At 67.0% G+C, this 21,548-nt stretch carries 16 protein-coding genes; 12 read left to right on the top strand and 4 right to left on the bottom strand.

Going from position 1 to position 21,548, the window contains the following annotated elements; all coding sequences use genetic code 11:
- Positions 1 to 103 precede the first annotated feature (103 nt).
- Positions 104 to 1,393: an MgtC/SapB family protein gene (locus tag MTR65_RS08115; RefSeq protein WP_243798966.1), complete on the top strand. Its 1,290-nt coding sequence runs from the start codon at positions 104 to 106 to the stop codon at positions 1,391 to 1,393.
- Positions 1,394 to 1,410: 17 nt separating this feature from the next.
- Here the strand turns inward: MTR65_RS08115 and MTR65_RS08120 are convergent, their stop codons facing one another.
- Genes MTR65_RS08120 through MTR65_RS08130 form a run of 3 tightly spaced genes read right to left on the bottom strand, consistent with a single transcriptional unit; the run spans position 1,411 to position 6,887 of the window.
- On the bottom strand, positions 1,411 to 2,661 hold the full coding sequence (locus tag MTR65_RS08120; protein ID WP_243798969.1) for a TolC family protein: 1,251 nt from the start codon (positions 2,659 to 2,661) through the stop codon (positions 1,411 to 1,413).
- On the bottom strand, positions 2,654 to 5,764 hold the full coding sequence (locus tag MTR65_RS08125) for an efflux RND transporter permease subunit (protein ID WP_243798971.1): 3,111 nt from the start codon (positions 5,762 to 5,764) through the stop codon (positions 2,654 to 2,656). Before MTR65_RS08125 ends, MTR65_RS08120 begins: the two co-directional genes overlap by 8 nt.
- Positions 5,765 to 5,768: 4 nt before the next feature.
- The gene (locus MTR65_RS08130; RefSeq protein WP_243798974.1) at positions 5,769 to 6,887 is read right to left on the bottom strand and encodes an efflux RND transporter periplasmic adaptor subunit; all 1,119 of its coding nucleotides are present in this window, start codon (positions 6,885 to 6,887) and stop codon (positions 5,769 to 5,771) included.
- Positions 6,888 to 7,002: 115 nt separating this feature from the next.
- On the opposite strand from MTR65_RS08130, the gene MTR65_RS08135 reads away from it, so the two are divergent.
- From MTR65_RS08135 to MTR65_RS08185, 11 genes are all read left to right on the top strand, one after another.
- On the top strand, positions 7,003 to 7,659 hold the full coding sequence (locus tag MTR65_RS08135) for a response regulator (protein WP_243798977.1): 657 nt from the start codon (positions 7,003 to 7,005) through the stop codon (positions 7,657 to 7,659).
- On the top strand, positions 7,656 to 9,077 hold the full coding sequence (locus MTR65_RS08140) for a sensor histidine kinase (protein WP_243798979.1): 1,422 nt from the start codon (positions 7,656 to 7,658) through the stop codon (positions 9,075 to 9,077). Before MTR65_RS08135 ends, MTR65_RS08140 begins: the two co-directional genes overlap by 4 nt.
- A 353-nt stretch (positions 9,078 to 9,430) precedes the next feature.
- Entirely contained in the window at positions 9,431 to 11,839 is a 2,409-nt protein-coding gene (locus MTR65_RS08145; RefSeq protein WP_243798981.1) for a TonB-dependent receptor, read from the top strand.
- A 296-nt stretch (positions 11,840 to 12,135) separates the two neighbouring features.
- Positions 12,136 to 13,395 carry an MFS transporter gene (locus tag MTR65_RS08150; RefSeq protein ID WP_243798984.1) on the top strand — a complete coding sequence of 420 codons (1,260 nt, stop codon included), beginning with the start codon at positions 12,136 to 12,138 and terminating at the stop codon, positions 13,393 to 13,395.
- 168 nt (positions 13,396 to 13,563) lie between these two features.
- Positions 13,564 to 14,778, top strand: coding sequence for an aromatic ring-hydroxylating oxygenase subunit alpha (locus MTR65_RS08155; RefSeq protein WP_243798986.1), 1,215 nt, complete (start codon positions 13,564 to 13,566; stop codon positions 14,776 to 14,778).
- 192 nt (positions 14,779 to 14,970) lie between these two features.
- Complete coding sequence (locus MTR65_RS08160) at positions 14,971 to 15,456, top strand: VOC family protein (RefSeq protein WP_243798988.1); 486 nt, start codon at positions 14,971 to 14,973, stop codon at positions 15,454 to 15,456.
- A gap of 165 nt (positions 15,457 to 15,621) precedes the next feature.
- Positions 15,622 to 16,404 (top strand): 4,5-DOPA-extradiol-dioxygenase, encoded by a 783-nt coding sequence (gene ygiD, locus MTR65_RS08165; protein WP_243798990.1) that lies wholly within the window; start codon positions 15,622 to 15,624, stop codon positions 16,402 to 16,404.
- Between the two features lie 60 nt (positions 16,405 to 16,464).
- Positions 16,465 to 17,559, top strand: coding sequence for an acetamidase/formamidase family protein (locus tag MTR65_RS08170; protein ID WP_243798993.1), 1,095 nt, complete (start codon positions 16,465 to 16,467; stop codon positions 17,557 to 17,559).
- Positions 17,560 to 17,682: 123 nt separating this feature from the next.
- The gene (locus tag MTR65_RS08175; RefSeq protein WP_243798995.1) at positions 17,683 to 18,495 is read left to right on the top strand and encodes a TauD/TfdA dioxygenase family protein; all 813 of its coding nucleotides are present in this window, start codon (positions 17,683 to 17,685) and stop codon (positions 18,493 to 18,495) included.
- A gap of 38 nt (positions 18,496 to 18,533) precedes the next feature.
- Positions 18,534 to 19,760, top strand: coding sequence for a serine hydrolase domain-containing protein (locus tag MTR65_RS08180; protein ID WP_243798997.1), 1,227 nt, complete (start codon positions 18,534 to 18,536; stop codon positions 19,758 to 19,760).
- 102 nt (positions 19,761 to 19,862) lie between these two features.
- A complete protein-coding gene (locus MTR65_RS08185; protein WP_243798999.1) occupies positions 19,863 to 21,290 on the top strand; it encodes an MFS transporter in 1,428 nt (475 codons plus the stop codon).
- A 7-nt stretch (positions 21,291 to 21,297) separates the two neighbouring features.
- On the opposite strand, the gene MTR65_RS08190 is transcribed toward MTR65_RS08185, so the two are convergent.
- Positions 21,298 to 21,516, bottom strand: coding sequence for a hypothetical protein (locus MTR65_RS08190; RefSeq protein WP_243799001.1), 219 nt, complete (start codon positions 21,514 to 21,516; stop codon positions 21,298 to 21,300).
- Positions 21,517 to 21,548: the final 32 nt, after the last annotated feature.

Consider the following 21,548-nt stretch of genomic DNA (forward strand, 5'->3'; position numbering starts at 1 on the left):
GGACTACAGGACTATTTCGGAAAGTATACAGGACGCTTTCACCCAGGTCCGATCCGGCCTAGGGGAGGCGGATCGTTCCAGACAGTCACCAGGGAAAATGCGCGTGCCAATCGAGACCGTGGACTGGAACAGCCAGCTGGATCTTGCCAGCCACCTCCTGGCGGCGCTCGCCGCAGGGTTGCTGGTGGGCATCGAGCGCGGCTGGCGCCAGCGCGAGGCCGCTGATGGCAGCCGGGTCGCAGGGGTGCGCACCTTCGCGCTCATCGGCACCTGCGGGGGGCTCATTGCAGCGCTCTCGCTCACCGTTTCCGCGATCCTGGGCGCCGTGCTGCTCAGCGCCCTCCTCGCCCTTCTCATTGGCGCCTTCTTCGTCTCGCGCCGGGCCGCCGCCACTTTCGATGCGACCACGCCCGTCGCGGCCCTGATGACGATCGGCCTCGGGCTTCTTGCAGGAGCGGGATACCCCGCCCTTGCGCTGGCCCTGACCGCCATCGCCACGCTTCTCCTTTCGGCCCGGCAGCAGGCCCATGCCCTGCTGCGCGCGCTGAGCCCGGAGGAACTGCGCGCGCTGGTGCGCTTTGCGGTCATCGCGGTGGCCGTCCTACCGTTCCTCCCCGACCGCAGCATGGGCCCTTACGCGGCCTGGAACCCGTTCCAGCTGTGGCTCGTCGTAATTCTCATCACCGGCTTCTCGATTGCGGGTTACATCGCGCGGCGCGCCATCGGTGCCTCGGCCGGGACGCTCACGACCGCACTCATCGGCGGAGCCTATTCCTCGACCGCGGTCACCGCCGCCTTCGCCAGCCAGCTGCGCAAGGGGAGCGAGGGCCCGCTCGCAACCGGCATCGCGCTGGCCTCGGCGGTGATGTACCTGCGCGTGCTGATCCTCGCCGCTGTCCTCGCGCCCGACATCCTGGTGCGCCTCGCCGTACTGCTCGGCCCTGCGCTGCTGGTCGCATTCCTCGTATCGGGTCTTGTCTGGCGCCGCGAGACGAGTTCCGGCGCGAGCAGTCCCACGCAAGGGGGCAAGCCCTTCGAACTGCTCCCCGCCTTCGGCTTTCTTCTGGCTGTTGCGGGCGCCGCGCTTCTGGTGCGCTGGGCGCAGGACCAGTTCGGCGAGGCGGGCGGAGGGCTCTCGCTGTTCCTCGCCGGAAGCTTCGACGTCGATGCGGCGATGGTGGCCTATTCCACGCTGCCACAAGGCGCGGTCGCCTCGGCCATTGCCTCTCTCGCGCTTGCCGGGACCGTGGCGAGCAACATGGCCTTCAAGACCGTCCTCGTTTTCGTCAACGCAGGTCCTCGCGCCGGGCGCCGCGCCGGGCTCGCCCTCCTTGCCAGTCTGGCCGTACTGCTGGTCACGCTGGTCTTGGGCGCAATCCCGCTCCTTCGCTGAACGCGCCGCGCCCGCCTCTAGTCGCGTTCCGCCGGATCGCCGATCCATATCGCGTGAGCATCGAGCCGCAGCCGGGTCAGCGCGCGCATCGCTTCGGCCCGTGCCAGAACTTCCTGGCGCAGGGCGTCGTGGACCTGCCGCTCACCCAGAAGCTCGTCCGAGAGGTCTATCTCGCCCGCCTTGTGGCCGATGCGCAGCTTCAGGAGCGCCGCCATCTGCGCCTTCAAGCCCTCGCGCGCACGCTCCCAGGCCGCGTGCCGGAAGCGCGCCTCGGACATGTCCGCCTCGGCCATCTCGGTCACGGCAAAGCGGGTTGCCATGGCCTCGGCGCGTGCGGCGCTGGCCTCAGCCTCCGCCTCATCGGCGAGCGCCCGGCGGTGCCCTCCCCCCAGAGGCATCTGGAAAAGGACGCCGGCGCCCTGCTCCTCGCCGCTGCGCTCGGAAAAGACGCGAAAGCCGAGCGACGGATCGGCCGTGCGCTCGGCCCGCGCGCGCGCTGCCGAAGCGTCCGCACCGCCCGCCGCCGCCTCGGCCGCCGCGATCTCGTGGCTGTGCTCGATCACTTTCTGGCCGAGCGCGGCGATACCCGCTTCGGGCAGTACCGGCACGGGAACCGAAGGCGCCTCCCCATCCAGGGCGAGGGTGGGAAACTGGGCCCTCAGGCGCGTGCGGGCAAGCGCCGCGCGCCCTTCCGACTGCTGAAGCGCGAGCCGCGCCGCGCCCAGGCTCGCTTCGGCCTGATCGGCTTCGAGTTGGGCCGCATCGCGCAGCTCCACCCGCCGGGACACGGCTTTGAGCAGCGTCTCATAGTTCGCCACGGCCTGCCGGTTAATGCGCACGTCCTCGACCGCGCCCAGCCAGTCCCACCAGCTGTCGTTGAGGAGTGTCGCGGCCTGATGGCGCGCATCCTCGGCCCGGTTCTGGGCTGCGACGACGCCGTAGCTGCCGATCTCCTTGTCGAGCCGTGCCTTGCCGGGCAGACGGAAAGGCCGCATGAGCTGAGCGTCGAACTCGTCGTAGGTTCCCTCGCGGGTGACCGAGCGGTTCATGTAACTACCCTGGAAGGTCACCTCGTGGCTGCCGCGCGCAAGCGCGCGGGCCTGGGCCTGCGCGGCTCCGGTGCGCGCCTGCGCGGCCTGGACCGACGGATGCGCATCGAGCGCGGCCTGGACCTGGGCGAGGTCGGGCAGTCCGGCCTCCTGGGCATGGGCCCATGGGGCGGCCAGGGTCAGGACCAGCGCAGCGGTGATGGGAAGACGCTTACGCATGGGCGTTCTCCTCCTCTTCGGCGCGGGTCTCGGCACGGCTCTCCCCGAAGCGTTCGTAAAGCATGGGCAGGAGGATCAGCGTCAGCAGCGTGGAGGAGACGAGCCCCCCGATGACAACGATGGCGAGCGGCTTCTGAATTTCCGAGCCCGGACCACTGGCAAAGAGCAGCGGAACAAGGCCGAAAGCCGCGATCGTTGCGGTCATCAGAACGGGGCGCAGCCGCCGCTCCGCGCCGCGCCGGACGGCCTCGGCAAGGGGCACGCCCTCCTCGCGCAGTTGCCGGAAGTAGCTGACCATGACGAGCCCGTTCAGCACCGCGATACCGAGCAGCGCGATGAAGCCGACCGAGGCAGGCACCGAGAGGTACTCGCCCGAGAGCGCGAGCGAGACCATGCCGCCCACCACCGCGAAGGGGATCATCGCCAGAATCAGCAGCGAGGCGCGCAGCGAGTGGAGCGTCGCGTAGAGGACCACGAAGATCATCACCAGAGAGATCGGCAGCACCACCATCAGCCGGGCCGAGGCGCGCTGCTGGTTCTCGAACTGGCCGCCCCAGACGATGCGGTAGCCCTGCGGCAGCGCTACGTTCTGCGCGATATCGGCCTTGGCCTCCTCGACATAGCCGACAAGGTCGCGGCCCGAGACAAAGGCCTGGACAAGCGCGAAGCGCGAACCGTTCTCGTGCTCCAGCTTCACGGGCCCCTCAACCCGTGCAACGTGCGCGACGTCGCTCGCACGCACGAGCTGGCCACTGGGCGAACGGTAGAGCGTATCGGCAAAGGTCTGCGCGGTCAGCCCCTCGCCTTCGCCGCGAATGACAATGGGGACACGCCGGATGCCTTGCGCGACCACGCCCGCGTGCACGCCCTCGATCTGGGCGCGCATGGCGTCCTGCAGGTCGCTGACCGGCATGCCGACGCGGCCCGCCTCGACGCGGTCAACCGCAAGCTGGAGATAATCGACGCTGTCGTTCGCGACGGTCATCGCCTCGCTGGTTCCGCGAATGACTTCGAGGCGGCCCTGGATGGCGCCCGCGATGCGCGAGAGCTCGGCCAGGTCCGGCCCGAAGACCTTGATCGCAAGGTCCCCGCGCGAACCGGTGAGCATCTCGGAAATGCGCATGTCGATGGGCTGGGTGAAGCTGGGCTCGATGCCGGGCAGCGCGGCAAGCGCCGTGCGGATCTCGCCGATGAGCCACTCCTTGTCGGCCACGCGCCATTCCTCGCGCGGGGCAAGTTCCAGGAAGGTGTCGGTCTCGTTGGGGCTCATCGGGTCAAGGCCCAGTTCGTCCGAGCCCACCCGGGCAATCGCCGCGCGCACTTCGGGCACCTTGTCGAGGATCACCCGCTGCGCCTTCATGTCGCCCTCGACACTGTGTTCGAGCGAGATCGAGGGCAGCTTGGTCAGCTGCACGATGACCGAACCCTCGTCCATCGTCGGCAGGAAGGTCTTGCCGGTCAGGCTATAGGCAAAGACGGTGACCACCAGCGAGAGCCCCGCCACCGCGTAGACCAGCCGCCGCCGCGCGAAGGCCCCTGCCAGCAGGCCATGATAGCGCGGGCTGAGCTGGCGCATCAGCCAGGGTTCGTGCGCGTGCCCGTGCTCTTCGGCCTTCACCTTGAGGACGAAATAGGCGAGCACCGGCACCAGCGTCAGCGAGAGCACCAGCGCGGACAGCAGCGCGAGCACGATGGTCATGGCGACGGGCGCGAAGAGCTTGCCCTCCAGCCCCTGCAGCGTGAGGAGCGGCAGGAAGACCAGCGCGATGATCGCCATACCCGAGGCGACCGGCTTGGCCACTTCGGCAGACGCGACGAGCACGTTGGGAAGCTTGCCGTTCTTGGCATGTTTCGGGTCGGAAAGCCGCTCGACCACGTTCTCGACCACGACGACCGCGCCATCGACGAGCATACCCACCGCGATCGCGATACCGCCAAGGCTCATGAGGTTGGCGGTGAGGCCGATCGCGCGCATGAAGATGAAGGTGAGGAGCACCGCCATGGGCAGCGCCAGCGCCACGATCAGCGAGGCGCGCACATCGCCCAGGAACAGGAGGAGCAGGACAACGACCAGGATGGTCGCCTCCAGCAGCGCCTTTTCCACCGTGCCCACGGCCCGTTCGATGAGGTCCGAACGGTCGTAGAAGACCGCCACCTTCATCCCCTCGGGAAGGCTCGGCTGGAGCTCCTCAAGGCGTGCCTTCACGCCATCGACGACCTGCGCTGCGTCCGCCCCGCGAAGTCCGATGACAAGGCCTTCCACCGCCTCGCCCGTGCCGTTCTTGCTGACCGCGCCGTAGCGGGTCAGGCTGCCGGTGCGCACATCGGCGACATCGCTCACGCGCACCACGCGCTGCTCGTCACTGCGCACGACCACGGCGGCCAGATCCTCCAGCGTTTCCACCCGCGCGGTGGAACGCACGATGAGCGCCTCCTCACCTGTATCGAGACGGCCCGCACCATCGTTGCGGTTGGAGGCCTCGACCGCCTCGGCAAGGTCCGAAATGGTGAGCCCCGCTGCGGCCAGCGCGCTCATGTCAGGAGCGACCTCGAAGGTCTCGACCCGGCCGCCCAGCGCGTTGACGTCGGCAACGCCGGGCACCGTGCGCAGCGCCGGGCGGATCACCCAGTCGAGCGTGCGGCGCTTCTCGGCAAGGCTCTGTGGCCCCTCCAGCGTGAACATGTACATGTCCGAGAGCGGTGTCGAGATCGGTGCCATGCCGCCCGACACGTTCTCGGGCAGGTCGCCCATGATCCCGTTCAGCCGCTCGGCCACCTGCGTGCGCGCCCAGTAGATGTCGGCGCTGTCGTCGAAGTCGATGGTGATGTCGGCGATGGCGTACTTGGCAACCGAGCGCAGCGTGGCCTGGCTGGGGATGCCCAGCATCTCCATCTCGATGGGGGTGATGACGCGGCTTTCGACCTCCTCGGGCGTCATGCCCGGCGCTTTCAGGATGATCTTGACCTGCGTACTGGAGATGTCCGGAAAGGCATCGATGGGCAGGCGCAGGAACGACCAGGTGCCGAGCCCGGCCAGCGCAATCGCGAGCGCAAGCATGGCGAGACGCCAGGCCAGCGCCCGTTCGACGAGGGTGCGCAACATGGCCTTACTGCTCCGCCAGAAGGGACTTGAGTTCGGCCACGCCGTGCGTCGCCACCTGTTCTCCGGCCTTCAGGCCCTCGGCCACGATGGCACGCCCACCGGCCTCGGCGACCAGTTGCACATCGCGGCGCGCGAAACGGCCCTTCTGCGCGACGAAGACGACGTCCGCCTCGCCGATCCGGGTAATTGCGGTGGCGGGGATGGAAACTCCCTCTCCGGCCCCGCCGGGATCGCGGATCACCGCCATGACGCCGCGCCCGGGTACGAGGCCCGCCGTTTCGTGCAGCCGCGCCTTGGCAAGGATCGAGCGCGTCTGCGGATCGAGCGAGGCGCCAACGGACACGATGCGCCCCGCGACCGGCGTGGCGTCCCCACCGCGCGCAGCCACTTCGACGTCCATGCCTGGACGCACCTTGCCCGCTAGCCGCTCGGGCAACTGGAGATCGAGGGTCAAGGCCGCCGTATTCTCGATAACGAAAGGGGCTTCGTCGCCGCCGACACCGCCGCCCGTTTCCACGCCGACATGGGCGACACGCCCGGTAATCGGCGCGCGCAGGGTCACGGTGCCATCCGCCCCGGCCCCGGCGAGCGCGAGGAGGCGCTGGTTTTCCGATACACTCGCCTGTGCCTGGCGCAGGCTGGCGCGCGCCTCGTCCGCGCGGGCTCCGGCCACGACGCCTTCCTTTGCGAGTGTTTCCAGCCGCTGCGCCCGCGCCCGCTCCAGCGCGAGATCGGCGCGGGCGCGCTGCAACGCCGCGCTGAACTGCACCGCATCGGCCGCGCGCACCACCGCGAGCGGAGCCCCGCGCGCGACATTCTCGCCTTCGAGCACGAAGAGCTGCGCGACCGTGCCGGTGAACGGCGTCGTCACCGCAACCTTCGCCTGAGGCGGGAGCGTCACCTGCGCCGGGACGGTCCCCAGCGGCACACCCTCGGCGCGTACGGCCGCCTCGGTCCGGATCCCCAGCGCCTTGACCTGCTCTGCGCTCAGGGCACCCGCAGGGCCATCCTGCGCCGCCTCGCTACTTTCCTCGACCCGGGCGTCCGGGCGCAAGGCGAAATAGACACCGCCCGCAAGGGCAAGCGCGGCGGCGGCAAGGCCGGCAAGAGTGGTCCTGTTCATGGTCTCCTGAAATGCGCCTTCAACCTGACAGGACCCTGTCAGTTTCGCAGCGTATTGACAGGTTCACGAGGACAGGCCGATGAGGCCCTAGCCCAGCCGAGGGAGAACAGCGGCCATGCGCGCACTTCTGGTGGAAGATGATGACCAACTGAGCGAGCGCCTTTCCGGGCGCCTGCGCTCGGCAGGCTTTGCCGTGGATGTCGCGCGCTCGCGCAGCGAAGGCGAGGACTGGCCGGACATGGACAAGATCGCGGTCATCATCCTCGACCTTGGCCTTCCCGACGGGTCGGGCATGGAGCTTCTCGACTACTGGCGACGCCGCAAGGTGACATGCCCGATCCTGATCCTGACCGCGCGCGGCAGCTGGCAGGACAAGGTCGCCGGGCTCAACGCGGGCGCGGACGACTTCGTGGTCAAACCGGTGCGCTTCGAGGAACTGCTCGCCCGCCTTCACGCTCTCCTGCGGCGCGAGAACGGCGCGCGCGAAACCTGGCTGGAGGACAGCGGCATCCGCATCGATCCGGTCGGCCGTGTGGTCGAATGCGACGGGGAGCCGCTCGCACTCAGCAAACAGGAATTCCGCCTGCTCAGCCTGTTCGTGCGGCGTTCAGGCCAGATCCTCTCGCAGGCCGATATCGGCGAGCACCTCTACGAACTGTCCAGCCACTACGACCTCAACTCGGTCGAGGTCCTGGTCTCGCGCCTGCGCCGCAAGATCGGCAAGAGCCGCATTCACACCGTGCGCGGGCTTGGCTACAGGTTCGGCGCATGAGCCATTCCGCCGCCTGCAACACCGCGCACACCCCGAAGCGCGGGCGCTGGAACTGGCGCTCGCTGAGAGTGCGCCTGCTCCTCGCCTCGCTGGCCTGGATCGCGCTTGGCATCGCCGGGATCTGGTATTCGGCAACCCGCCTCTTTGCCAAGCACGTCGAGCAGAACTACCATGACGAGCTTCAGGTCCACGTCCGGGAGCTGGGCCGCCTCGTGCGCGTCGAGCCCGACGGCACGATCCGGCTCGACCGTCCTCTGTCCGATCCGCGCTTCGCAGTGCCCGATGGCGGCTTCTACTGGCAGGTCAGCATCGATGGCTATCCGCCGCTGCGCTCGGCCTCGCTCACTCACGGCGAACTCGACACCTCGATCGCGCATGACAGTTCGATCCACCACCACGTCGAGAGCGGCCCCACGGGCCCTACCATCACCTACGGCTTCGTGCGCAAGGCCAAGGGGCTGGGCGATGTTCACTACGTGATCGCCACCGATGAGCGCATCCTCGACGACATCATCGCCCGTTTTGACCACGAGTTGCGGCTCTGGCTGGGGCTGCTCGCCGCGCTGCTGGGCACGACTGGCGTGGTCTATGTCGCCTTCGGCCTGCGTCCGCTCGACCGGCTGGGCGCGGCCAGCGCGCGGCTGCGCGAGGGCACGGCCGAACGCTTGGAAGGGACCTACCCGACCGAGATCGCCCCGCTTGTCTCGGACCTCAACGTCTTTATCGAGCACAGCCAGGGCGCGGTCGAGCGCGCGCGGCTGGAGGCGGGCAACCTCGCCCATTCGCTGCGTACCCCGCTTGCGGTCATGACCGACGAGGCCGAGCGCCTCAGCCAGGATCCGGCAACGCAGGCGGCAGGCGCCACCCTGCTGGAGCAGAGCCGGATCATGGTCCAGCAGATCGAGTACCAGCTCGCCCGCGCCCGCGCGACGGCCAGCGCGCGGCGTCCCGGAACGGTAAGCCGCATCGCCAAGGTCCTCCCACCGCTGGTCAGCGCGATGCAGCGCCTCCACCGCGACACCACCTTCTCGGTCGCCATGTCCGAACAGACCGACCTTGCCCTTCCGGTCGACCCGGTGGACCTCTCCGAACTGCTCGCGATCCTTCTCGACAACGCGGGCAAGTGGGCAACCCGCAAGGTCTTCGTCGCCGTCGAGCAACGGGGCACGGCGACGGGAAGCCTGCTCGTGGTGCGAATTCTCGACGATGGCCCGGGCCTTACGCCCGAACAGATCGCGCAGGCCTTCGAAATCGGCTCGCGCTTCAATCCGGCCATGGCGGGCTCAGGGCTCGGCCTTGCCATCGCCCGCGACATTGCCGGGGCCTATGGCCTGAAACTTGCCCTTTCCACGCGCGGCGATGCCCCGAGCGGCCTCGAAGCGCGCGTGGAAATACCGGTCCCGGGCGACACCGACTGACCCACGCCTGCCGGCACGGGTGCGGGACATAGCGCGTCTTGTCGCGCATCGCCCCGCCCCATTGACCCGTCGCGCACGCGCAGTAGAGGAGCCACCCTGCACTGCAGCGCGCCCTGTCGCGGCCCGCGTCCCACAGCCCTTACGGAACAGTAATCCTTGCCCACGCGCCTGAAATCGGCCCGACGATTGCCCGAAACGGCATCGCTGCGAGGGTCTACAGTCAACTACTTATTCGCACGCGCACAAGACCGCGCGGGCCAATTCTCGCCAGCTTCCCCGGCAAGCGGCCAAACCACAAAACCAGCGGCCGCCACCACGGGACTGCCATTAGATTCATGGTTTGGGGAGCTTTCATGTTGACGAAGATGCATTTCGCCAGGGCCTTGGCCTGCAGTGTTTCGCTGATGGCCTTCACGGCCGGGACCGCACAGGCCGAAGACGCCGCGCCGGCACCAGCGCCTGCACCCGCCCCGGCTCCGGCCGCCACCGGCCTCAACGACATTATCGTGACCGCCGAGCGTCGCGAGGTCAGCCTCCAGGATGCTCCGCTCTCGGTCTCGGCAATCAGCGCCGAGGACCTGAAGGCCGCCAATATCACCGACATCACGGGCCTCAACGGCTCGGTCCCGGGCCTTGTCGTCGCGCGTTCGGGCGGTGGTGAGCGCATCATCTCGATCCGCGGCATCGGCTCGGAAACCCCCGAGAACACCAACACCCAGCCCGGCGTCTCCTACCACATCGACGGCGTCTACATCTTCAACTCGATCGCCGCCTCGGCCGCCTTCATCGACGTCGCCCAGGTCGAGGTCCTGCGCGGCCCCCAGGGCACGCTGTTCGGCCAGGGCTCGACCGGCGGCACGATCAACGTCGTCTCGGTCGACCCGACGATGGACGCGGTCACCGGCTATGCCAACGGCGGCTTCGGCAACTACGCCTACAAGGAAGCGAGCGCGGCGCTCAACGTGCCGCTCACCGACACGCTGGCCGTGCGCGGTGCCTTCCAGATGACCAAGCACGATGGCTATGCCAAGGCCACCGAGGTCCCCGGCACGGACAGCTATGATCTCGACGATCAGGACGAGTACGGCTGGCGCCTTGGCGCAAAGTGGGCGCCCACGGCCAACTTCTCGATCACTCTCAACGCGATCAACTTCCACTCCGACACCAACGGCCCGGCGCAGAAGAACATTCTCGATCCCGAGGACGATCCGCGCATCCTGACCCAGGACTACCCGGGCCGCTCGCTGGTCGAGACCGAGCTCTACACCGGCACGATCCGCTACGAGGCGCCGTTTGCGACGTTCAAGTCGATCAGCGGCTACCAGAAGCTGCACTCGATCCAGGCCTGGGACGCCGACGGGCTTGATGCCGCCACCTTCTCGGCGATCACCTACAACCCGGACAGCTGGACTTTCTCCAACTACGACCACGTGCCCCTGTGGCAGTCGGACACGGAAAGCTGGAGCCAGGAATTCAACATCACCTCCAACGGTTCCGGCCCGCTGAGCTGGGTCGCGGGCGGTGTCTACCTGCATTCCGACAACGAGCAGTACATCAACGAGTACCGCGCGGCCGACGACAACATCATCCAGCCCGCGCTGCCCTTGACCACGCCCTGGGACGACCCGCTGGTGGACAACCTGGCCTATGCGGAGCTTTCCTCGATCGAGCGTGACCTCTGGGCCGTCTACGCGCAAGCCACCTACGATCTGACCGACAAGCTCGCGCTTACCGCAGGCGTTCGCTACAACCACGACAAGGCACAGGGCATGTCGGACAGCGTGTCGGGCGGCTCTTCCAGCCAGACCTCAGGTGCCTATCTCCAGCCCGCCTACACCGGCAGCCGCAAGACCAAGGCCTGGACCGGCAAGGTCGCGCTCGACTACCAGATCACGCCGGAAAACATGGTCTACGCCAGTTGGACGCGCGGCTTCAAGCCGGGCGGTATCAATTCGGCGGCCTCGGCGGGCAACGGGGGCCTCGCGCTGGGCCTCATGGACTCGGTCCAGCCCACCTACACCAAGGAGACCGTCGACAGCTTCGAGATCGGCACCAAGAACCGCTTTGCAAACGACACGCTCCAGCTGAACGCCTCAGGCTTCCTCTATCTCTACAAGGACATGCAGTTCCTGGAGGAAGATCCCGTGCTCTACGGCGAGGGCATCTCCAACGCGCCCAAGGCGCGCGTCTACGGCATCGAGCTCGAAGCCCAGTGGGCGCCGACCGAGCACTTCCGCGTCGATGCTTCGGGCTCCTGGCTGGAGGGTGAGTTCACCGAGGACTACTTCGCGCTCGATCCGGCGGCGGCGGCGGCGGCGCAGAACGCGGCGGGCTACGGCGACTGGCTGTTCTGGCTCGATCCGGCCGGGGCCGCGGCGGCGCGCGACACCGCACGCGCCAACATCAAGGGCAACCGCATCCCCAAGCTGCCGCGCTGGCAGGGCACGCTGGCGGCGACCTACACCAACAAGGTCGGCCCGGGTAATCTGACCGCCCGCGCCCAGGCGATCTACCGCGGCAAGTACCAGTACCGCGTGTTCAACGACGCCGACGTCGACCTCGCCTCCTCCTACACCCAGGTCAACACCATGGTGAAGTACGAGCCCGAGGACACGAACTTCTCGATGATGTTCCGCGTCATCAACCTGTTCGACACGGACGGGGTGAACTCGCGCTTCTCCGATCCCTACGGCAGCGCGCAGGTGATGGAGACCTACATTCCCCCGCGCCAGTTCATCCTGTCGTTCGGCTACACCTTCTGATCCCATCTGCCAGCAATGGCCGATCTGCGGGCGCGGGGAGCAAGACTCCTCGCGCCCGTTCCCTTTTGTGCGCAAGTGCGGCATAAGACGCTGCAGCGCATCATGGAGGTGAGAACAGCCCCATGCGCTGCCCCGCCGCCATGCCCCTGTCGCACGCAAGGACACCAGAGCTGAAACCGCTGCCGGATCAAGTGTTGAGGCGCACACCATCAAGAGTGCGTCCCGCCAGTTCGGGAACATGCTGCCACACGAATCCCGGCCACGAAGCCGGGACGAAGCTGTAAGCAGGAGATACGATGCCCCGCAACGCACAGGTCATGATTGCCGCCTCGCTGGCGTTCTTCTTCGTGACGGCCACGACCTTCACCTCGCTGGGCTATGTCCTCTACATCATGGTCGACCAGCTCGACTGGTCGGCTGCGGCTGCGGGCTTCAGCTTTGCCCTGCTGGGCCTTGCCTGCGGGCTCGCCAGCCCGCTGCCCCCATACCTGATGAAGACCATTGGGACGCGTCTGACGATGGTCCTGGGCGCGCTCGTGCTGGCGGGTGGCTTCGCGATGGCCTCGGTCATCAACGACCTCAATTTCTTCTTCGTCGCGACCTCGCTGATGGGGGCCGGCTTCACTCTGCTCGCGCCGTCGCCTGCGGTCTATCTCCTCGCCAACTGGTTTCCGCGCACCTCCAGCCGAATGATCGGGTTCTACTTCATGGTGGGCTCCTCGGGCGGGATCGCGGGCCCCCTCATCGTCAGCGCCATTGCCGGGGCGACCGGAGACTGGCGCCTGCACTGGATGGTCATGGCGGTCGCCGCCGCCGTCCTTGGCCTCATCTGCTTTGTCTGCATCCGCGACACCGAGGCCGCCACCACAACCGAAACGCAGGAAGACACCGAGGCCAGCGGCACCATCGCGGACAGCGGGTACACCGTGCGCCAGGCGCTCCTGACGCGCACCTTCCTCATCCTCGCGGTGATCCTCACCGTCGTGCAGACGGTCGTCACCGCGACCCACTCGCTGCTGGTCGCGCACATTGCCAATCTGGGCCATGGCGCTGCGCCGGGCGCCATCGCGATGAGCCTCCTGGCCTTTGCTGGAACGGGCACCAAGGGCGTGACCGGCGCCATCTGCGAGCGGGTCTCGCCGCGCCTGATCCTGATCGGCGGCCTTGTCCTCCAGGCGCTTGCCATGGCGCTCCTCTCCTATGCGCCGGGCGTAGCCATCGCCATTGCCGCGGCCATCGTGTTCGGCGCGGGCTGGGGCATGGCCTGGCTTTCGGGGCATATCCTGCTTCTGCGCTACTTCGGCGCGCGCCTTGCGGGCACGATGACCGCGATGGTGACGACCGCCTCCACATTCGCCGTCTTCGGCCCCATCGGCGCAGGCCGCGTGGCTGACGTTACTGGCACCTACGCGCCTGCCATCGTGGTCTTTTCCGGGCTCCTGCTCGCAGCGGCGATCATCGCGTTGCTCTTCCTCAAGGCCCCGCGCCCACTGGGCTCAGCCCAAAGCGAAGACACCCCGGATGCGCCCGCACTCAAGCTGGAACCCGCCGAATAAGGCGCTTCCCCGACGCGCACCGGCGTCCAGGATCACATTTGCCAAGAATGAGGGCGCGCTGGGCAAAGCCTGCGCGCCCTTGCCTTTCTAGTCTCCCTCGTATCGGCCCGGCGCCCTCGTGCGCCAGACGAAGGCCGCACCAGACCACAACGACGGGAACAGGCACGCATGACACTCCTCACCGACCAGTTCTTCGACAGCCTCGCCAGCTCGAAGCTGGATACGCTGGAGGCCGAGACCCTGCCGCGCGAATGCTACGCGAGCGAGGAATTCCACGACTTCGAGATGGAAGCCGTCTTCGCCCACGAATGGCTCTGCGTCGGGCGCGCGGAATGGCTGGAGGAGCCGGGCGACTTCTTCACCGTCAGCCGCGCCGACGAACCGATGATCGTGTGCAAGACCCGCGACGGCACGATCAAGGCGCTCTCCTCGGTCTGCCAGCACCGCGCCATGCTGGTCGCCGAAGGCCATGGCAACACCCGCGCCTTCGTGTGCCCCTACCACCACTGGACCTATGACCTCGACGGCACGCTGGTCGGCGCGCCCGCGATGAGCCGGACCTGCAACTTCGACAAGAAGGCCGCCTCGCTGCCCGAAATCCGCATGGAGATCTGGCACGGCTTCATCTTCGTGAACCTCGATCCCGAAGCCGAGCCGCTCACCCCGCGCCTGGCTGGGCTGGAGGATGTCGTGGCCAACTACGACTTCGCCTCGCTGCGCGGCCCCCGGCCCGAAGAGCCGACCGTGTTCCCCTGGAACTGGAAGGTCATGCTGGAGAACAACAACGACGGCTACCACGCCAGCCGTCTCCATGCCGGGCCCCTCCACGACTTCATCCCGAGCGGCCTTGCGACCTTCCCCGAAGTGCCAGCCGACAGCGCAGGCTACTATCGCCTCAACGGCACGCTCCACAAGAACGCCGGGTTCAACGCGACGCAGAAGTCGATCTTCCCGGTCTTCCCCAAGCTGACCGAGGAGGAGCAGAACCGCCTGCTCTTCGTGAACCTGCCGCCCAGCCTCAGCCTGGTCGTGCTGAACGACAGCGTCATCTACCTCATCATGGACCCCAAGTCCGCGAACTCGCACGCACTCACCATCGGCACGCTGATGGCGCCCGAGGCGATGGAGGACCCGCTTTACGACCTCAAGGTCAAGATGACCGACGAGGCGGTGGAGCGCATCGTCGCGCAGGACTTCCACGTCGACGAGCTCGTCCAGCAGGGGCTGCGCTCACGCCATGCACCGCGCGGCCGCTATTCCTGGCAGGAAGGCGCCCAGCGGCTCCTCAACGTCTGGCTGGTCGATCGCTACTGGGCCGAATGGGACCGCCGCCGCGGCCCTTCCGCACCCGTCACCCGCCTTCGTGCCGGTTCGTCCGGCTGAACCTGATCCTTCACTGGATACCCTCCCAACTTTGCGGCGTCCGGCCTGTCCGGGCGCCGTTTTCTTTGCGGACCCAAACAGGCTCCGGTCGCTGCCGATCAAGCTTTCGTGCGTGCCCGCTCCAGCCTTCATGCACCCCCTCTGGCTACCCACAAGGCCAAGACATGCCAGCCAAGGGGAGCATACCGGCACATGACCAACAGCCTCATCTTCTTCGACATTCCCAGCGACGATCCCGATGCGGCGGGCAAGTTCTACGCCGAGGTCTTCGGGTGGGAGGACGATCCGCGCCTGGGCGGTGCGTACCACCGCATGGTTCCGGGCGGTTTCTTCGCCAACAAGGACGGTTCGGACAGCGAGATCGGGCACCTGCACATGGGCATCGGCAAGGTCTCCAACATGCGCCCCCATCCCGATCCCGAGGGCATCGAGCCGCGCACGATGAGCAGCGGTGGCCGCGGCCCGCGCATCTGGATCCTGATCGACGACGACGACACGCCCGAGCGCATCCTCGCCACCGCCGAGAAGCTGGGCGCGACGGTCCTGTGGCGCAACCACTACTGGGCCGAGTTCAACGGCCTCAACCACTGCTTCGTGGACCCCTGGGGCAACCACATCATGCTCTGGGGCAAGGCCGGCAATCCGCCCAAGGTGCCCGAGGACTATACCCGCGAATAAGCGGGACGCAGGAGGACCTGCCTTCCGGCCCGAAAGCTGCGCGACAAGTTCTTGTGCGCCGCGATCCAAGACCGGGAGGCAGCCTGCGCCATAGCGTCCAAGCACGCCCCCAGACCCACGACGACACGACAAGGGGGCCGCCAGGTCCAAGGAGAGCCAAGAGCAATGAGCCGACTTCCCATCGTCTTCTTCGGGCACGGCAGCCCGATGGTCGCGCTGGAAAAGAGCGACGTGACCCGCCAGTGGAAGGCCATGGGCGAGCGCATTGGCAAGCCCCGCGCAATCCTGTGCATCTCGGCCCACTGGCAGACGCGCGGTACCGCCGTCACGGCCATGGCCCAGCCGCGCACCATCCATGACTTCGGTGCCTTTCCGCAGGCGCTCTTCGACGTGCAGTACCCCGCGCCCGGCGATCCCGCACTTGCCCAGCGCGTGCGCGAACTGCTCGCGCCCATGGATGTGAAGATGGACGCCAACTGGGGACTCGACCACGGCACCTGGACCGTCCTCGTCCATGCTTACCCCGAAGCCGACGTGCCGGTGATCCAGCTCTCGATGGACCTGGCCAAGACGCCGCAGCAGCACTGGGAGATCGGCCGTGCGCTGCGCCCCTTGCGCGACGAGGGCGTGCTCATCATGGCCACCGGCAACATCGTCCACAACCTGCCCGCGATGGACTGGGCCAATCCGATGGCCGAGCCCTACCCCTGGGCCACCCTCTTCAACGACACGATGTGCCAGGCAGTCGAAAACGACGATCCGCAGGTCGTGATCGACTACCAGCAACTGGGCGATGCGGCGCGCTATTCGGTGCCCTCCTCGGACCACTTCCTGCCGCTGCTCTATTTCCTGGGTGCCCGGCATGAAGGGGAAGACGCCACTTTCGCGCCCCACTTCATCCAGCACAAATCGCTTTCCATGACGAGCGTGCTGATCGGCGCGGACTGATCCGTCCCGCCGCATCCTGCACCTCGCGCACTCCCCCTTTCTACGCCCACAGGAGTTTCGATGGCCCTCATCAACCCCAAGTCCCAAGCCGCGCGCGCGACCGCGATGCCCGGCGCCCTGCACCACCTCAAGGCCACGCCCGAGACCGTGCACTGGGGCTATTTCTCGCCCGAGATCAAGCCGGTGCTGCGCGTGAAGAGCGGGGACCTCATCCACGGCGAGGCCATCACCCACCACGCTGGCGATGATCCCGACCTGATGTTCGACGAGAACATCAAGCGCATCTTCACCGAGATCGATCCCTCCACCCGCGCGCCCGGCTGCCACATCATGACCGGCCCGATCTACATCGAGGACGCAGAACCGGGCGACATGCTGGAAGTGCGCTACTTCGAGATGAAGCCGCGCCACAACTACGGCTCGAACCTTCAGGCCAACTGGGGCCACCTCTACAAGGAGTTCGACGAGACCGAGCGCGTGACGATCTACAAGCTCGATCCCAACGCGATGACGGCCTCGGCGCTCTACGCCTACGATGTCGAGGGCGTCTACACGACGCCCGGACGCATCACGCATTGCCCGACCTGCGACCGCTCCGAAGCCCTTCCCGGCATCACCATTCCGGCCCGTCCGCATCTGGGCACCGCGGGCGTCGCGCCCGCCGTCAACGAACCGGTCAGCACGATCCCGCCCGGCCTTCACGGCGGCAACATCGACAACTGGCGCATTGGCGCAGGTGCCAAGATGTACTACCCGGTGCAGGTCAAGGGCGGCCTCTTCTCGATCGGCGATCCCCATGTCAGTCAGGGCGACGGCGAGATCAGCGGCACGGCGATCGAAAGCTCGCTCGACGTCCTCTTCCAGATCATCCTGCGCAAGGACTTCTCGTTCCCCTCGCCCCTTCTGGAAACGCCCGACTACTGGATCGTCCACGGCTTTGGCGAGGATCTCGACGCGGCCATGAAGGGCGCCTCGCTCGACATGATGCACCTTCTGACCGAGCATCAGGGCCTCTCGCGCCACGACAGCTACTCGCTGATGAGCGTCGCCTCCGACTTCGGCGTGACGCAGGTGGTGGACGGCACGCAGGGCATCCACTGCCGCATCGAACGGCGGATCTTCCCCGAAAAGGGCACCTTCACCGATCCTGAATGACATACCGCTTGCGGGCGACCGCAAGGCGAGGCCGGACCGGAAAACCTCCTCTTTCCGGTCCGGCCTCGCGCCTCTTCACCGACCGCGCTAGAGAGACGGGCCAGGCCCCGACGGAGAATGACCATGAGCTATGAAACGATCGACGTGCGGCCGGTAACCAAGCGGATCGGCGCGGAGATCTTCGGGGTCGACCTGACGAAGCCGCTCGGCAACCAGACCTACGCCGAGATCCGCGAAGCCCTTCTGAAGCACCAGGTCGTGTTCTTCCGCGAGCAGGAGATCGACCACGAGGCGCACCTCGCCTTCGGCCAGGCCTTCGGGAAGTTCCACACGCACTCGGCGGTAAAGGGCCTGCCCGACCACCCGCACATCGTGCAGATCCACGCCGATGCCGACAGCAAGTACATCGCGGGCGACAACTGGCATTCCGATCTCTCGTGCGATCCCGAACCGCCGATGGGCTCGATCCTCTACATGCACACCATGCCCGAGGACGGCGGCGACACGCTGTTTTCCAGCATGACCGCGGCCTACGAGGCTCTGTCCGAGCCGATGAAGCGCTTCCTCGAACCGCTGACCGCGGTTCACGATGCGAACCCAGTCTACAAGGCGATCTTCCCGGACATCGACAAGCAGTACGAGTGCAACACGCACCCGGTCATCCGCACTCATCCGGAAACGGGCCGCAAGCTGCTCTTCGTGAACTCCTCCTACACCACGAAGATCAACGAGTTGTCCAAGACCGAAAGCGATGCGGTCCTCAAGTGCCTCTACGAGCACGTGAAGGACCCCAATTTCCAGGTCCGCTTCCGCTGGCGCCCGCACTCCATCGCCTTCTGGGACAACCGCTGCACCCAGCACTTCGCGGTGTGGGACTACTTCCCCGAAACGCGCTCGGGCTACCGCGTGACCATCGCGGGTGATCGCCCATTCTGAGACATGCCCTGCTGGCGCTGGCAGCCTGTGCCCTGGCCATGCTGCCCGCCGCACTCGAGGCGAAGGCCGATCCCAGCGCCGTGCGGGAGGCCCTCGAAGCCGAACTCAAGGCTCTGGTCGCAGACGGCAGCCTGCCCCAGGCGCTGGTCCTCATCAGCCAGGACGATACCCCGCTGATCGAAATCGCCGCCGGCTACAGCGATATCGCGACGAAAACCCCGATCCGGCGCGATGCGCTGTTCCGGCTCTACTCGATGTCGAAGCCGATCACGACCCTCGCCACCCTCCAGCTGGTCGAGCAGGGCCGGTTTGCCCTCGACACGCCGGTGGGCGATTTCCTTCCCGAACTTGCCGACCTCAAGGTCTGGGATGGCAGCGCGGCCTATCCTCCACGCACACTGGACACGACGCGTCCCGTCACGATTCTCGACCTCCTGACCCACACCTCGGGCATCACCTACGAATTCATGGGCGCATCGCCCGTTCACCGCTTCTACCGGGAACATGGCGTAGGCCGGACAACGCAGGCGACCAGTGGCAAGGCACAGGCCGAGCCAGCGCATGATCTTGGGGAACTGGTCGCGCGCCTGGGAACGGCACCTCTGCTGCATCAGCCCGGAGAGCCATTCAGCTACGGCTTTTCCACCACGGTTCTGGGCGCAGTCATCGAGAAGGTCTCGGGCCAGAGCCTCGATGCCTATCTGAAGGCGCATATCTTTGCCCCGCTCCAGATGACCGACACGACGTTCGTCGTCAGCGACGCGCAGGCCCGGCGCCTTGTCACCGGATACCGAGCGAGCCCTGGCGGTCTCGTCGCCGTCGACGCCCCTGCGACCTCGGAATACCGCGATCCCAAGCGCTTGCGCGATGGCGGCGGCGCCCTCGCCGGAACACTCGAGGACTACCGCCACTTCGCCGAAATGCTGGCGCACAAGGGCGTTTGGCAGGGGAAACGCGTACTTTCCGAGGCCAGCGTGAACCTCATCTTTTCGCCCCGACTGCGCACCGGAGGCGGCGAACATCTGGACAGCCCCTTCGGCCTCGGCCTTGCCATCGGCGATGCCGGAACCGAGGCGCGCGGGGGGCTTCCGATCGGTGCAGGCAGTTGGTCGGGATCGGCCAACACCTACTTCTTCGTCGATCCTCTCCACGATATCGTCGCGATACTGATGACCAACGAACTGACGCCGGGCCCCTTCGAAGCGCGCACCTGGCGCTTGCGCGAAGCGATCAACCGCGCCGCACTGGCTGTGGCCGAGCGCTAGCGTGACCGCGTCCAACGCGAATGCTTTGCGCGAGCGCAACGACGCCAGGCTGGAAAACCACTAAAGGCCCCTGATGCACAGCCACGCCACGACAGGTTCACGATGAGCACGACCGCCCCCGCCTCACCCGAGACACCTTCCCTCTCACCGCTGCGGCTGCGTCTCATCATGGCGCTGGTCACCGGCGCCCTGTTCATGGAGATCCTCGACGCCTCCATCATCATCACCGCACTGCCGCGCATGGCGCGCAATTTCGGGACGAGCGCGGTGGGGCTCAACATCGGCGTAACCGCCTATATCCTGACCCTTGGCATCCTCATTCCGGCAAGTGGCTGGGTGGCTGAACGCTTCGGGGCGCGGCGTATCTTCGCCATCGCCATCGGTCTCTTCACCCTCGCCTCGGCGCTGTGCGGACAGGCATCCTCCCTGACCGAGTTCGTCGCCCTGCGCGTGTTCCAGGGGGCAGCGGGCGCGATGATGGTGCCGGTCGGCCAGGTCATCGTCCTGACCTGCACGCCGCGCGACAAGCTGATGGTGGCGATGTCCAACCTGATCTGGCCCGCACTCATCGCGCCGGTGGTCGGACCGCCTGTGGGTGGTTTCATCACCGAGCACCTGGGCTGGAGCTGGATCTTCTATCTCAACGTGCCGCTCGGCCTCATCGGCCTTGTGGGTGCCTGGGCACTCGTGCCCGAGAGCGCCCGCCCGGCAGAAAGCCGCCGCTTCGACTGGGCCGGATTTGCGATCACCGCACTCGGCACCTTCGGCCTCCTGGCCGGACTCGAACTCATGGGGGCGACCGGAAGCCTGGCGGCGCTGGCGCTCGTCGCGCTCGGGCTGGCCTTCCTGGTCCTCGCGCTCCGGCACATGGCCCGCGTGCCCACACCCATGGTCCGGCTCGACAATTTCGCGATCCCGACCTTCCGCGCCACCATCCGGGGCGGCTCGCTCTCGCGCATCGGGGTCGCCGCCGCGCCCTTCCTCGTGCCGTTGCTGCTGCAGGTTGGCCTGGGCTACAGCCCGTCCGAGGCGGGCCTGATCCTGATCGCGCTCTTTGCGGGCAACCTCGCCATGAAGTCGGTAACGACGCCGGTCCTGCGCACCTTCGGCTATCGCCGCGTGCTCATCGGCTCCTCGCTCGCCAGCTTTGCCGGGATCGCCGGCGGCGCGCTGCTCGCACCGGGAACCCCCGTCACGCTGATCTGCGCCTTTCTGTTCTTCTCAGGCATGACCCGCTCGATGCACTTCACGACGCTGGGAACGATGGCCTTCTCGGACATTCCCAAGCCGCAGATGAGCGATGCGACGAGCCTGTTCAACACCTCGATCCAGCTGATGATGGCCAGCGGCATCGCGCTCTCCGCCCTCGCGGTGAAGCTAGGGGATGCGCTCGGCACCGGCGCGCCCGACATGCCCTACCGCCTCGCCTTCCTGCCACTCAGCCTGCTGTGTCTTGCCACGCTGATCGAAGCGCTACGCCTGCCGCGCGATGCGGGCGACAGTTTCGTCGGCCGTAAGTCGCAGGCCTGAGCTTGCCTTAGCCCTTTGCCCAGGCGCGCCGCGCACGGCGCGCGCTCCAGCTCCACACCGGGACAGGCGAGCCTGCCAGAAGCAGCACGATCAGAAATTCGAGCGGACGTCGAAACAGCGCATCGAACCCGGCGAAGCCTACGATGACGAGGATCGCAAAGAGAATGACGAACGTGAAGAGAAGGGCGAGGAGAACGAACGCCCCGGCAGCAAGTTTGGAAGGCATGGGCGGCCGCTAGCACAGGGTTTTGAGAGCTG

This window comes from Novosphingobium mangrovi, assembly GCF_022818885.1.
In the GTDB taxonomy this organism is placed as follows: domain Bacteria; phylum Pseudomonadota; class Alphaproteobacteria; order Sphingomonadales; family Sphingomonadaceae; genus Novosphingobium; species Novosphingobium mangrovi.

Excerpts from the sequence above, each read along its gene's own strand:
- MTR65_RS08180 (WP_243798997.1), top strand. The coding sequence starts at position 18,534 with ATGCTGCCCGCCGCACTCGAGGCGAAGGCCGATCCCAGCGCCGTGCGG.
- MTR65_RS08125 (WP_243798971.1), bottom strand. The coding sequence starts at position 5,764 with ATGTTGCGCACCCTCGTCGAACGGGCGCTGGCCTGGCGTCTCGCCATG.
- MTR65_RS08190 (WP_243799001.1), bottom strand. The coding sequence starts at position 21,516 with ATGCCTTCCAAACTTGCTGCCGGGGCGTTCGTTCTCCTCGCCCTTCTC.
- MTR65_RS08155 (WP_243798986.1), top strand. The coding sequence starts at position 13,564 with ATGACACTCCTCACCGACCAGTTCTTCGACAGCCTCGCCAGCTCGAAG.
- MTR65_RS08135 (WP_243798977.1), top strand. The coding sequence starts at position 7,003 with ATGCGCGCACTTCTGGTGGAAGATGATGACCAACTGAGCGAGCGCCTT.
- MTR65_RS08120 (WP_243798969.1), bottom strand. The coding sequence starts at position 2,661 with ATGCGTAAGCGTCTTCCCATCACCGCTGCGCTGGTCCTGACCCTGGCC.
- MTR65_RS08170 (WP_243798993.1), top strand. The coding sequence starts at position 16,465 with ATGGCCCTCATCAACCCCAAGTCCCAAGCCGCGCGCGCGACCGCGATG.
- MTR65_RS08145 (WP_243798981.1), top strand. The coding sequence starts at position 9,431 with ATGTTGACGAAGATGCATTTCGCCAGGGCCTTGGCCTGCAGTGTTTCG.
- MTR65_RS08185 (WP_243798999.1), top strand. The coding sequence starts at position 19,863 with ATGAGCACGACCGCCCCCGCCTCACCCGAGACACCTTCCCTCTCACCG.
- MTR65_RS08150 (WP_243798984.1), top strand. The coding sequence starts at position 12,136 with ATGCCCCGCAACGCACAGGTCATGATTGCCGCCTCGCTGGCGTTCTTC.
- MTR65_RS08140 (WP_243798979.1), top strand. The coding sequence starts at position 7,656 with ATGAGCCATTCCGCCGCCTGCAACACCGCGCACACCCCGAAGCGCGGG.
- ygiD (WP_243798990.1), top strand. The coding sequence starts at position 15,622 with ATGAGCCGACTTCCCATCGTCTTCTTCGGGCACGGCAGCCCGATGGTC.
- MTR65_RS08130 (WP_243798974.1), bottom strand. The coding sequence starts at position 6,887 with ATGAACAGGACCACTCTTGCCGGCCTTGCCGCCGCCGCGCTTGCCCTT.
- MTR65_RS08175 (WP_243798995.1), top strand. The coding sequence starts at position 17,683 with ATGAGCTATGAAACGATCGACGTGCGGCCGGTAACCAAGCGGATCGGC.
- MTR65_RS08160 (WP_243798988.1), top strand. The coding sequence starts at position 14,971 with ATGACCAACAGCCTCATCTTCTTCGACATTCCCAGCGACGATCCCGAT.